The organism is Geodermatophilus chilensis (assembly GCF_002802985.1).
GTDB classification, from domain to species: domain Bacteria; phylum Actinomycetota; class Actinomycetes; order Mycobacteriales; family Geodermatophilaceae; genus Geodermatophilus; species Geodermatophilus chilensis.
This window is the reverse complement of the sequence record NZ_NVPT01000009.1, coordinates 21,129-33,193: the sequence shown is the minus strand read 5'-3', so window position 1 is coordinate 33,193 and position 12,065 is coordinate 21,129. Positions and strand designations below refer to the sequence as shown.

Annotated in this window: 9 protein-coding genes; 3 read left to right on the top strand and 6 right to left on the bottom strand. The window is 74.7% G+C overall.

Annotation, left to right across the window (positions count from 1 at the left end; all coding sequences use genetic code 11):
* Nucleotide 1 precedes the first annotated feature (1 nt).
* Together CNO22_RS02690 and CNO22_RS02685 are read left to right on the top strand one after the other, a co-directional pair.
* Complete coding sequence (locus CNO22_RS02690) at nucleotides 2-799, top strand: carbon-nitrogen hydrolase family protein (RefSeq protein ID WP_198588061.1); 798 nt, start codon at nucleotides 2-4, stop codon at nucleotides 797-799.
* Nucleotides 796-2,496 carry a flavin monoamine oxidase family protein gene (locus CNO22_RS02685; protein WP_100497808.1) on the top strand — a complete coding sequence of 567 codons (1,701 nt, stop codon included), beginning with the start codon at nucleotides 796-798 and terminating at the stop codon, nucleotides 2,494-2,496. The genes CNO22_RS02690 and CNO22_RS02685 overlap by 4 nt, the downstream gene beginning before the upstream one ends.
* An 88-nt stretch (nucleotides 2,497-2,584) precedes the next feature.
* Here CNO22_RS02685 and CNO22_RS02680 read toward each other — a convergent pair whose 3' ends face one another.
* The 3 genes from CNO22_RS02680 to CNO22_RS02670 form a co-directional block, all read right to left on the bottom strand.
* Nucleotides 2,585-4,075 (bottom strand): HNH endonuclease signature motif containing protein, encoded by a 1,491-nt coding sequence (locus CNO22_RS02680; RefSeq protein WP_100497807.1) that lies wholly within the window; start codon nucleotides 4,073-4,075, stop codon nucleotides 2,585-2,587.
* A gap of 219 nt (nucleotides 4,076-4,294) precedes the next feature.
* A complete protein-coding gene (locus CNO22_RS02675) occupies nucleotides 4,295-5,665 on the bottom strand; it encodes an APC family permease (RefSeq protein ID WP_100497806.1) in 1,371 nt (456 codons plus the stop codon).
* A gap of 90 nt (nucleotides 5,666-5,755) precedes the next feature.
* Nucleotides 5,756-6,631, bottom strand: coding sequence for a carbon-nitrogen hydrolase family protein (locus tag CNO22_RS02670; protein WP_100497805.1), 876 nt, complete (start codon nucleotides 6,629-6,631; stop codon nucleotides 5,756-5,758).
* A gap of 155 nt (nucleotides 6,632-6,786) precedes the next feature.
* Between CNO22_RS02670 and CNO22_RS02665 the strand changes: the two genes are divergently transcribed.
* Nucleotides 6,787-7,563 carry a FadR/GntR family transcriptional regulator gene (locus CNO22_RS02665; protein ID WP_100497830.1) on the top strand — a complete coding sequence of 259 codons (777 nt, stop codon included), beginning with the start codon at nucleotides 6,787-6,789 and terminating at the stop codon, nucleotides 7,561-7,563.
* A gap of 70 nt (nucleotides 7,564-7,633) precedes the next feature.
* On the opposite strand, the gene CNO22_RS02660 is transcribed toward CNO22_RS02665, so the two are convergent.
* The 3 genes from CNO22_RS02660 to CNO22_RS02650 form a co-directional block, all read right to left on the bottom strand.
* The gene (locus tag CNO22_RS02660) at nucleotides 7,634-9,814 is read right to left on the bottom strand and encodes an MMPL family transporter (protein WP_100497804.1); all 2,181 of its coding nucleotides are present in this window, start codon (nucleotides 9,812-9,814) and stop codon (nucleotides 7,634-7,636) included.
* A gap of 6 nt (nucleotides 9,815-9,820) precedes the next feature.
* On the bottom strand, nucleotides 9,821-10,411 hold the full coding sequence (locus CNO22_RS02655) for a TetR/AcrR family transcriptional regulator (protein ID WP_100497829.1): 591 nt from the start codon (nucleotides 10,409-10,411) through the stop codon (nucleotides 9,821-9,823).
* Between the two features lie 69 nt (nucleotides 10,412-10,480).
* Nucleotides 10,481-11,836, bottom strand: a complete 1,356-nt coding sequence (locus CNO22_RS02650) for a cytochrome P450 (RefSeq protein ID WP_232806741.1) — start codon at nucleotides 11,834-11,836, stop codon at nucleotides 10,481-10,483.
* Between the last annotated feature and the right edge of the window lie 229 nt (nucleotides 11,837-12,065).

The window sequence follows — 12,065 nt, the reverse complement described above, 5'->3', positions numbered from 1 at the left end:
CGTGCGGATCGCGCTGCTGCAGGGCCCGGCCCGCACACCGGACCCCGACGCCGGGCTGGCGGCGGTCGCCGACGCCGCCGCCCGCGCGGCCGCGGCCGATGCGCGGCTGCTGGTCACCCCGGAGATGTCACTGACCGGCTACGCCATCGGCGCCGAGCGGGTGGCCGCGCTGGCCGAGCCGGTGCCCGGGCCGCTGACCGACCGGGTGGCCGCCATCGCCGCCGAGGCCGGCCTGGCGATCGCCGTCGGGCTGCCGGTGCGCACCCCGGCCGGCGTCGCCAACACCGTGGTGGTCGTCGACCGCGACGGTGCCGTGCTCGCCGGCTACGCCAAGACGCACCTGTACGGCGACGTCGACCGCGACGCCTTCGTGCCCGGCGACGTCGGCGTCGTGCAGTTCCGGCTCGACGACCTCGTCATCGGCATCCTGGTCTGCTACGACGTCGAGTTCCCCGAGGCGGTGCGCGCGCACGCCCTCACCGGCACGGAGCTGCTCGTGGTCCCCACCGGGCTGATGGACCCCTACGGCCACGTCGGCACGGTGCTCGTGCCGGCCCGCGCCTACGAGAGCCAGCTGTTCGTCGCCTACGCCAACCGCACGGGTGCCGAGGGGGAGTTCGTCTACTGCGGCGCCAGCTGCGTGATCGCCCCCGACGGCACCGAGCTGGCGCGGGCCGGCCGGGGCGAGGAGCTGCTGCTCGCCGACGTCGACCCCGCCGTCCTCACCGCCTCCCGCCGGGTGAACACCCACCTGGCCGACCGCCGTCCCGAGCTCTACCCCACGGAGAACCCCGCATGACCTCCGCCATCCCCGTCGCCGCGCACGAGCCGGGCGAGGAGCGGCCGGTCCGGCCGCTGACCATGTTCGGCCCGGACTTCCCCTTCGCCTACGACGACTGGCTGGCCCACCCGGCCGGGCTCGGCGAGGTGCCCGAGGCCCGGCACGGCACCGAGGTCGCCGTCATCGGCGGCGGCCTGTCGGGCATCGTCACCGCGTACGAGCTGATGAGACTGGGCCTGAAGCCGGTCGTCTACGAGGCCCACGAGATCGGCGGCCGGCTGCGCTCGCTCGGCTTCGAAGGTCACCCCGGCGTGGTCGCCGAGATGGGGGCGATGCGCTTCCCGCCGTCGTCGACGGCCTTCTTCTCCTACGTGCGCGACCTCGGCCTGCGGACCGAGCGCTTCCCCAACCCGCTGGACGTCGCCACGCCGAGCACCGTGGTCGACCTCAAGGGCGAAACGCACTACGCGCGCACCCTCGACGACCTGCCGCCGCTCTACCGCGAGGTCGCCGACGCCTGGCACGAGACGCTGGTCCGCGGCGCCCGCCTGGAGGAGGTGCAGCGGGCGATCCGCGACCGCGACGTCAAGACGATCAAGGCGATCTGGGACGAGCTGGTCGAGCAGCTCGACGACACCACCTTCTACGGGTTCCTCGCCGGCTCGCCGGCGTTCCGCTCCTTCCGGCACCGCGAGGTCTTCGGCCAGGTCGGCTTCGGCACCGGCGGCTGGGACACCGACTACCCGAACTCGATGCTCGAGATCCTGCGGGTCGTCTACACCGCCGCCGACGACGACCACCTGTCGGTCGTGGGCGGCTGCCAGCAGGTGCCGGTGGGCCTGTGGCGGCGCCAGGTCGAGGCGCCGGTGCACTGGCCGGCCGGCACCAGCCTGGCGTCGCTGCACCCCGGCGGGCGGCCGCTGCCCGGGGTGACCCGGCTGCACCGGACCGCGCCCAACTGCCTGACCGTCACGGACACCGACGGCGGGATCCGGACGTACGCGGCGGCGGTGTTCACCGCGCAGAGCTGGAACCTGCTCTCCCGCATCGCCTGCGACGAGGACCTGTTCCCGATCGACCACTGGACGGCGATCGAGCGCACCCACTACATGGGCTCCACCAAGCTGTTCTGCCTGGTCGACCGGCCGTTCTGGAAGGACGTCGACCCGCGGACCGGGCGGCACCGGATGAGCATGACGCTGTCGGACCGGATGACCCGTGGCACCTACCTGCTCGACCAGGGCGAGGGGAAGCCCGGGCTGATCTGCCTGAGCTACACCTGGGCCGACGACTCGCTCAAGTGGCTGCCGCTGTCGGCCACCGAGCGCATGGAGGTCATGCTGGCCTCGCTGCGCGAGATCTACCCCGACGTCGACCTGCGCCGGCACGTCATCGCCTCGCCGGTGACCGTGTCGTGGGAGTCCGAGCGCGACTTCATGGGCGCGTTCAAGGCCAACCTGCCCGGCCACTACCGCTACCAGCGGCGGCTGTTCACCCACTTCAAGCAGGACGAGCTGCCCGAGCAGTACCGCGGCCTGTTCCTCGCCGGCGACGACATCTCCTGGACCGCGGGCTGGGCCGAGGGTGCGGTGCAGACGGCGCTCAACGCGGTGTGGGGCGTCGTCCACCACCTCGGCGGGCGCAGCCACCCGGACAACCCCGGCCCGGGCGACCTGTTCGACGAGCTCGCCCCGGTGCGGCTGCCCGAGGACTGACCGCCACCGCCGCCGCCGGTCGGCGGTCGTTCCCGTGCTGGTCGGCTCGTCGATGTGTGCACGAGCCGACCAGCGGGTCCGCCGCTGATCAGAAGGGCGGCGGGTCGTCGTCTGGCGGTGGCGACGACCCGCCGCCTTCCGCCGGTGGTCGGTCGGTTGCCGGCGGGCGCATCCCGGGTGGTCGGGTGGTGCGGGTGACGCCGGAGGGTGTGGTGACGTGCAGGGTGCCGTCGGGGTCCATGACGAACCGCCAGCCGCGGGCGAGGGTCTTCAGCCGGTGGTGGCTGCGGCACAGGCAGCAGAGGTTGGCGCAGTCGGTGGGTCCGCCGTGGGCCTGCGGGAGGACGTGGTCGCGGTCGGCCCAGCCGGTGCGTTGGCCGCAGTTGGGGAACCGGCAGGCGCGGTCGCGGGTGGTGAGGAAGGCGTGCTGGGCGGCGGTGGGGTCGTGCGCCTCGGTCGGCGGCGGGCGGTCCAGCACCGGGCACGTGCACTGGCTGTCGGGGTGGTCGGGGCAGCCGCGGCGCGCGGCCCGGGCCAGCTGCTCGAGGGTGGCGGTGGCCAGCAGCCGCCCGTCGCCGTCGGTGAGCGCGCAGGTCAGCGACGCGCCCTCGGGGGCGCGCAGGCCCAGCGCGGCGAGGCGGGCCAGCAGCTCGCGGACGTGCGCGGCGGTGATCGGCAGGCCGTTCACCGCTCCCGGCGTGGCCGCGGTGCCCTCCAGGGCGTCCAGCGCGGCGGTCACCGTCACGTTCGCCGTGACGCCGGGCAGGCCGTGGTCGGCGGGGCGGCGCAGCAGCAGGAAGCAGACCTCGGCCCGGATCTGGCCGATCGGCCGGTCATCGCCGTCGGCCTTGGCCATCCGGGCCAGCTGGTCGATCAGGTCGAAGGCCTCGGCGGCCTCGTCGGCGGGCAGCTCCGCGGCCAGGGTGGCCATGCCCTCCAGCTGCGAGGGATAGGTGCGCACGTCGGCCTGCCGCTTCGCGGACTTGCGGCGGGCGTCGACCGCTGAGGCGTCCAGCTTCAGCAGCAGCGCGAGCGCCCGGGCGCGCAGCCGGCCGGTCGACAGGCCGCTGGCCTCCGCGAGGACCTGAGCCTCCACCTGCCGGGCGAGCGCGGGCGAGGTCAGGCCGAGCACGTCGGCCAGGACCTTCGCCCGGGGCTCGTCCAGCGCGCCGGCGGCCAGCGCCGCCCAGGTCGCGGGCAGGTGCTCCCGGAACACCCAGGCCCGCTGGGCCAGGTTCGCCGCGCTGCGGCGGCCGCAGTTGAGCACCACCGCCAGCTCGGCGGGAAAGAACTGCGACACCCCGGGCAGCTCCGGCTCCGGCGCCCACGACCCCCGCCGCGCACCCGGCTGGTCCGCCGGTGGATCCAGGGTGTCGGGGGTGTCGTCGGCCAGACCCAGCACCAGCTCCGCCTCGTAGGCGGCGTCCATCGCCCGGCGGGCCTGCACCCGCTGCAACTCGGCGGCCTTCTGCTCGCGGGTCAGCAGCGACACCGGCAGCCGGCGGTCGGGCAGCGGCTGGGCCACCGACCAGTCGACCAGCAGCTCCTCCACCGCCTGCCGACCCCGCACCCGACCCATGAACCGAACATACGTACGGGGTACGACAGTTTCGGTCCGTTGAGCAGGGACTTCGAGCCGGAACCATGACGAATTCCTCGGTGTCGGCCGACCCGAGGGGGCCTGTGCCCGGCACCTGCACCACACGATCGGGCCACGGGCCGCAGACGCTCTCCGCCGTCCGTCGTGCCCGCGACCCCACCTCGGCGGGGGCTCCCAGCGGAGCCCCCGCCCCCGTGATCAGCGCCCGGCCGGGACCGCCGAGTCCGCCGGCTCCTCGTCGGTGAACCGGACCTCGGGCGGCGCCTGCCGGAAGCCGCGGGTGAGGACGGCGAGGTAGACGACGCCGAGGGCCAGCCAGACCATGCCGAGGGTGATCGCCGTGCCGTCGAGATTGGTCAGCAGCCACAGGTCCACGGCGGCGCCGATCGCCGGCACGACGACGTAGCCGAGGACGGGCAGCCGCTCGCCGGACCGCCGCCCGCGCAGGAACAGCGCGATGACGCTGAGGTTGACCGCGGTGAAGGCGGTGAAGGCGCCGAAGTTGATGAACGAGGTCGACGTCGTCACGTCCAGCTGCAGCGCGAGCAGCCCGACCAGGCCGGAGAGCAGGATGCCGGCCACCGGGGTGCGGAACCGCGGGTGGACGCGGCCGAAGAGCCGCCGGGGCAGCACCGAGTCGCGTCCCATCGCGAACAGCAGCCGGGAGACGCTGGCCTGCGCCGCCAGGCCGGAGGCGAACTGGGCCACCACGAGGCCGGCCAGGAAGACCGCGCCGAAGAGGCTCCCGCCGATGGCGCCGGCGATGTCGGAGGCCGCGGACGAGGAGTCCTCGAACACGCCGCCCGGGTGGACCAGCTGGGTCACGTAGGCGACGAACACGAAGATGCCGCCGCCGATGAGGGCGACCAGCAGGATCGCGCGGGGGATGGTCCGCCGCGGGTCCCGGGTCTCCTCGGTCAGGGTGGTCACGGCGTCGAAGCCGAGGAAGGAGTAGGCGGCGATGGCCGCGCCGGCCGCGATGCCCGAGACGGTGGAGTCCCCGTTCAGGAAGGGGGTGACGGCGAACAGGCTGCCCGCCCCCGAACCCGCCACCAGGGAGCGGAACGCCAGCAGGACGAAGAAGACCAGCACCAGGATCTGGAAGGTCATCAGGACGGCGTTGGCGCGCTGGGCCACCCTGATGCCCAGGACGTTGAGCACCGTGGTCAGCACGATGAAGGCGAGCACCCAGAGCGAGAACGGGACCCCGGGGAACTGGGCGGACAGGTACGCCGCGCCGATGAGCCAGATGACCATCGGCAGGAAGAAGTAGTCGAGCAGGACCGCCCAGCCGACGAGGAACCCGGCACGGGAGTCGATCGCCCTCCGCACGTAGGTGTAGGCGGAGCCGGCGACCGGATACGTGCGGGCCATCCGGCCGTAGCTGTAGGCGGTGAACAGCATCGCGCCGAGGGCGAGCAGGTAGGCCGACGGGGTGGCCCCCGCCGTCGTCTCGGCGATGATGCCGAAGATCCCCAGGACGATCAGGGGGGTCATGTAGGCGAGGCCGAACAGGACGACGGCGCGCAGTCCGAGGGTCCTGGCCAGGGCGGGTTCGTGCGTGGGCATGGGTGGTCTCCGGGAGGGTGTGGGAGCGGCCGGCGGGACGCCGGGGCTCGACGGTGGAGCGGTGGGGTGCCGGCCGTCCGGCCGGTCGGGTCAGCCGTCCGTGGCCGGACGCCACCGGCCGGGGTGCAGCCGGCCCTCGTAGAGGGGGAGGTCCAGCGGTGCGTCGTCCTTGGTGAACTGCGACCACATGCGGTTGAGGCCGGCCGTGCCGTAGGTGCGCACGCGGGTCACCGCGTCCAGGTCGAGGACGTCGGTGAGCACCGTCTCGGCCTCGCTGGGGGCCGACGTCCGGACGAGACCCTCGGGGTCCACGACCAGGCTCCGGCCGGCGCCGTCCGGTGCCGCGGCGTTGACGCTGAGGACGTAGACCTGGTTGACGATGGCGTTGGCCCGGGCGAGCACGAGCTCCTGCGCCCGGTCGGCGGTCGTGGTCTTGACCGGGTTGACGACGACCTCCGCGCCCATCCACGCCAGGTGGCGGGCGACCTCGGGGAACCAGGCGTCGTAGCAGATGGCGAAGCCCAGGCGCCCGACGTCGGGGACGTCGAAGACCACGAACCGGTCCCCGGGGCGGTAGGGCTCGAACGGCCGCCACGGGAAGACCTTGCGGTAGGAGGCGGCCAGCCGGCCGTCGGGGCCGTAGGCCAGGGCGGTGTTGTAGAGGGCGCCGTCCTCACCGCGCTCGCAGACGCTGCCGGGCAGCAGCCAGATGCCGAGGTCGCCGGCCAGCTCGGCCAGGACCTTGCCGCGGGGACCGTCCAGCGGCTCCGCGGCCGCCTCCAGCTGCGCCGTCTTCTCCGCCGGTGGGCCCTCGGTCCCGCACAGGTGCAGCTCCGGGTGGGCGACGAGCCGGGTCTGCGGGAACGTCGCCACCAGGTCGGCCACGGACTCGGCGAAGCCGGCAACCGGGGCGGTCGCCGGGTGCGGTGCCGACTGGACCAGGGCGACGGGCAGTGCACGGACCACGGGGTGTTCTCCGGGAGCTGGGCGCCGGCGGCGGGAGGGGACGTGTGCCCGGGCTCACACGCCCGGCGTCGTGCCGGAAAAACTAGGGCAAAGTGAGCACTTAAGCAAGGTGCTCATGACGATCACTTTTGCGGGTGCTCGGATAGCGTGTGGGCATGCCGCCCCGCCCGGAGACCGCCGGTGGAGCCACGCGTCCGGTCCCCGGCCGCCCGGTGGACCTCGAGGCGCCGGCGCTGGTCGGCATCCGCCGGCTGACGGCGCTGGACACGGTGCGGGCGCGCATCGCCCTCGCCGTGGACCTGGGCCTGCTCGCTCCCGGCGAGCGCCTGCCCGCCAACGCGGAGATCGCCCGGACGCTGGGCGTGGGGGAGATGACGGTGCGTCGGGCGCTGGTGTCCCTGTGCCGCGACGGCGTGCTGGAGCGCCGTCCCGGCCGGGCCGGCGGCACGCTGGTCGCCGAGCGCCCGGCCCGGGGTGTGGTCCAGGAGACCGCCGCGTACGCCGCATCGGCGACCGCGGTGCACCGGCTCATCGACCAGCGGGTCCTGGTCGAGTGCGGTGTCGCCCACCTCGCGGCCCGGGCGGCCGACGGGGAGAGCCTGGCGCAGCTGCGGAGCCTGGTCGAGGAGCTGGACGCCGCCGAGGCGTGGACGGACTTCCACGCCCTCGACCAGCGGTTCCACGAGGCCGTCGCCGCGGCGACCGGCCTGCCCGTCGAGCCCTACCGCGCGCTGCTCGAGGAGCTCTACGCGTACTACCTGCCCTATCCGATCAGCTACCTGCGGGCGTCCAACGACGAGCACCGCAGGCTGGTCGACGCGCTCGAGCGCAGGGACCCGGTCGCGGCGGTGGAGGTCGCCCGACAGCACGTGAGCGTCCTGCACGAGAGCATGTTCGTGGGCCTGCTGGGCCAGGGGGACGACGCACCCTGACCCCGGTCCGGGGAGCAGCGCGGCCCGCCTCCCCTCGGGGAGGCGGGCCGCGTCGTCCGGGCGGGAGGGGTCAGCGCTCGCCGGCGCCGACCACCTCGGGCCGCTCGACCCGCGGCCGGGCCGCGGACCGCTCCAGTGCGGCCCCCTCGACGTCGAGGGTGGGCAGCCAGCGCAGCCAGCGCGGCAGCCACCACGCCTTGTCGCCGAGCAGGGCCAGCGCCGCGGGGACGAGCACCATGCGGACGACGAAGGCGTCGAAGGCGATGCCGGCGGCCAGCGCAAAGGCGATCGACTTGATGGTCGCGTCCCCGGAGGGCACGAAGCCGGCGAACACCGAGAACATGATCAGCGCGGCCGCGACGACGACCGGGGCGGCCTGCCGGAACCCGGTGCGGATCGCCTCCAGCGGCGCGGCGCCGTGGCTGTGCGCCTCGTGCATCCGGGACACCAGGAAGATCTGGTAGTCCATCGCCAGCCCGAACAGGATGCCGATCACCAGGATCGGCGTGAGGCTGATCAGCGGGCCGGTGCCCTCGAGGTTGACCAGGTCGGCCAGCCAGCCCCACTGGAACACCGCGACGGTGGCGCCGAGCGCGGCCCCGACGGTGAGCACGAACCCGAGGACGCCGACCAACGGCACCAGCAGCGAGCGGAAGACCAGCACGAGCAGCACCAGGGCCAGCCCCACGACCAGCGCCAGGTAGACCGGCAGGGCAGCGTCCAGGCTGGCGGCGACGTCCACGCTGACCGCCGTGGCCCCGGTGACCGAGGCCTGCGCGCCGTCGACGTCGGCCAGCAGGTCGCGCAGGTCGGCGACGAGCTGCTCGGTGGCCGGGTCGGTCGGGCCGGACCCGGGGATGACGCTCACCAGCGCGGCGGTGCCGTCGGCGTTCGGCACCGGCGGGGTCACGAGCGCGACGTCGTCCAGACCGGGGATCTCGCCCGCGGCCGCGGTCGCGGCCGCCACCGCGCCGTCGCCCTCGAACAGCACGGTGAGCGGGCCGTTGACGCCCTCCCCGAAGCCGTCGGCGAGCAGCCGCTCGGCCCGGGCCTGGGTGCTGTCCTCCGGCGGGGTCTGCACCAGCGTCGTCTGCATCGAGAAGAACGGGACGGCGACGGTGCCCAGCGCCACGACCGTCAGCAGCAGGGCGACCAGGCGGTGGCGGGTGACCGCGCCGACCCAGCCGGCGAGGAAGCCCTGGCCGGCCGCGTGGTGCGTCGGCGCGGCGGTGCGCTGCCGCCTGGGCAGGACGCGCAGGCCGAGGAAACCCAGCGCAGCGGGGACCAGGGTCAGCGCGACGAGCACGGCGACGACGATCGTCGCGGCCGCCGCGAGGCCCATCTGGGTGAGGAACGGGATGCCCGCGACGAACAGGCCGGTCAGCGCGATGACGACGGTGAGCCCGGCGGTGACGACCGCGGAGCCCGCGGTGCCGACGGCCGTGGCGACCGCCGTGCCGACGTCCGCGCCGTGCCGCAGCTCCTGCCGGAACCGGCTGACGATGAACAGGGCGTAGTCGATGCCGACGGCCAGACCGAGCATCGCGGCCAGGATCGGGGTGGTCGAGGACAGGTCGGTGAAGCCCGTGGCGACGGTGATGCCGAGGACGCCGATGCCCACACCGACGACCGCGGTCAGCAGGTTCATGCCGGCGACGACCAGCGAGCCGTAGGTGACGGCGAGGACGACGAGCGCGACGACGACACCGATCACCTCGGCGGGGCCGCCGACGTGCGGCGGCGCCTGGATCGCCTGGCCGGTCACCTCGACGGTGAGCGGGCCCGCGCCGGCGTCCTCGACGGCGCTGGTCAGCGCGTCCTGCTGCTCGGGGGTGACCTCACCGACCGGCGCCTCGTAGGTGACGGTGCTGTAGCCCGTGGTCAGCTCGGGGTTGACCGAGGGGGCGGCCGGGTCCAGCGGGTTGCTGGCCGAGGAGACGCCGGGCAGCTCGCCCAGCTCGGCGACCAGCGCGCCCACGGCCGCGGCGCTCTCCGGCGTCGCGAGGGTCTGCCCGTCCGGGGCGACGACCACCACCTGCGCCGTCGCGCCGCCCGCGGCACCGAACTCCTCGCTGATCCGCTCCAGCGCGGTCGTCGACTCCTGGCCGGGGATCGCGAAGCTGCCCGACGTCTCGCCGGCCAGGGTCGCCGCCCCCACGCCGCCGCCGACGAGCAGGAGCAGCCAGACGAGGACGACGGCCACGCGGTGCCGGTGCGCGGACGCACCGAGCCGGGACAACAGAAGAGCCATGGGGGATCAGGCCTCCACCTGGTCGGAGTGGGGAAGGACGGCGTCCGGACGGCGGTGGCCGAGCGCGTCGAAGCAGGTGGCGACGATGTGCTGCCGCCACGCAGTGGTCCGGTCCCGGGCGTGGGCCGCGAGGGTCAGCACGGCGAGTGCCGAGAGCGCGCCGATGACCCGGACGAGCCGCGGCGGCTCCGTGGTCTCGGGGTCGACGCCGAAGGCCTGCAGCACCAGGTCGGCGACGGCGGGCTCCGGGTCGCGGGCATGGAGCTGCGTGGCCGGCGCGAGCATCAGCGCGACCAGCCCGGGGTGGGCCAGCGCGACGTCGACCAGCACCTCCAGCGCCCGCCGGTCGCGCGCGGGGCCGGGGGGCAGGTCGCCCACCTGGTCGAGCACGCGCGCGCCCAGCGTGTCGGCCTGGGCCAGTACCGCTTCGTGCAGCGCGTCCTTGCTGGGGTAGTGGTGCAGCAGGCCGGTCTTTGACAGGCCCACGGCGTCGGCGACGTCCTGCACCGAGGTCTTGGCGAACCCGCGCCGGGCGAAGAGGGCGGCGGCCCGGTCGAGGATGCCCTCGTCGACCTGCTGCCGGAACGGTCGTGTCACGGACGCCGACGGTACGGCGTTCCCGACCACTTCGGTCGGTGGACAGACCAGATTGGTCGGTCTGCTCGGTCACACGCCGGGCGGGGCCGCTCCGCCGGTCCGGGCCAGGGACGGGCTGAGGACGACGGGCAGCGACTCGTAGCCGCGCAGGATGACCGTGCCGCGGCGGCGACCGGTGCCGGCGGCGGCCAGGTCGGGGAACCGCTCGAACAGCGCCCGCAGCGCCACCTCGCCCTCCATCCGGGCCAGCGCGGCGCCGAGGCAGAAGTGGATGCCGCTGGAGAAGGCGACGTGGTCCCGGGCGTTGGCGCGCGTGACGTCGAAGGCGTGCGGGTCGGCGAACACCCGCGGATCCCGGTTGGCCGCGGCCAGCAGGCACAGCACCAGGTCGCCCTCGGCGACGGGCACCCCGTGCACGGTGGTGTCGCGCTTGGCCCGCCGGCCGGTCCGCTGCACCGGGGACTCGACGCGGAGGACCTCGTCGACGGCGTTGGGCCACAGCGACGGGTCCTCGGCCAGCAGCTGCCGCTGGTCGGGGTGGGCGAGCAGCAGCGCGGCGCCGTTCCCGACGAGGTTCACCGTCGTCTCGAACCCGGCGCCGAAGACGAGGGCGGCCGTGGACAGCAGCTCGTGCTCGGTCAGCCCGCTGCCGTCGTCGTCGGCGGTGGTCACCAGCGTGGAGAGCAGGTCGTCGCCGGGGGAGCGGCGCAGCTGCCGCAGGTGCCCGCGGAACCAGGTGTCGAGCTCGCCGAGGTTGCGCTCGACGCTGCGGTGGGTGCGCAGGTCCAGCCCCATGTCCAGGCTCGGGGTGGCGCCGTCGCCCCAGGCCAGGAACTGCTCGCGCATGTCCACCGGGACCCCGAGCACCTCGGAGATCACCGTGACCGGCAGCAGGCTTGCGTAGCGCGCGACCAGGTCGACCCGGCCGCCGTGCGCGGCGGCCTCCCGCTCGAGGTCGTCGAGCAGCTCGTCGGCGATCTCCCGGGTGCGGTCGCGCAGCCGGGCGACGGCGCGGGCGCTGAAGGCCCGGCTGACCAGCCCGCGGTAGCGGGTGTGCTCCGGCGGGTCGACGGCGAGCATCGACGGCGGGTCGATGGGGCCGACGCTCGGCCGCGGGCCGGCCAGCCGCAGCGCCCGCGCCAGCAGCGGCGGCAGGCCGTCGGTGCGGGACCCGCCCATCTGCCCGAAGTCGTCGCTGCGCAGCACGTCGGTGCAGACGTCGTGGTGGACGCTGACCCGCGCGAACGCGCCTCCGGTGAACGGCGCCGCGGTCCGCAGCCGCTCGTAGTGGGCGTAGGGGTCCTCGCGGACACCGGGGTCGACGAGCACCTCGGCGTCCGGGTTGCCCGCCCGCGCGCGGGCCCGGATCGCCAGCCGCATCGCCCCGTGGGTCGCGGCCCAGCGGACCGTACTGCGCACCACCACGTGTCGCCTCCCGTCGCCGACCAGGACCTCATCCTGCGGGACGGGGCGCACGCCTCCCAGGTCACCCCGCACCGGTCGTGCGTCCCGGGAGGTGCAGAGTGCACCGGCGAACGGCCCGGCCGACGCGACGCGGGGCGGGCCGGCGACCGGTGTGGAGTCTCGGAGTGGGACAGCGCTCCGCTCGGCACGCCGTCCGGACCTCCCTGGCGTCCTCGGTCATGGAGGTGGC

What these genes read in the sequence shown, in the direction of transcription:
- CNO22_RS02685 (WP_100497808.1), top strand. Translation starts at nt 796, where the DNA reads ATGACCTCCGCCATCCCCGTCGCCGCGCACGAGCCGGGCGAGGAGCGG.
- CNO22_RS02680 (WP_100497807.1), bottom strand. Translation starts at nt 4,075, where the DNA reads ATGGGTCGGGTGCGGGGTCGGCAGGCGGTGGAGGAGCTGCTGGTCGAC.
- CNO22_RS02675 (WP_100497806.1), bottom strand. Translation starts at nt 5,665, where the DNA reads ATGCCCACGCACGAACCCGCCCTGGCCAGGACCCTCGGACTGCGCGCC.
- CNO22_RS02665 (WP_100497830.1), top strand. Translation starts at nt 6,787, where the DNA reads ATGCCGCCCCGCCCGGAGACCGCCGGTGGAGCCACGCGTCCGGTCCCC.
- CNO22_RS02660 (WP_100497804.1), bottom strand. Translation starts at nt 9,814, where the DNA reads ATGGCTCTTCTGTTGTCCCGGCTCGGTGCGTCCGCGCACCGGCACCGC.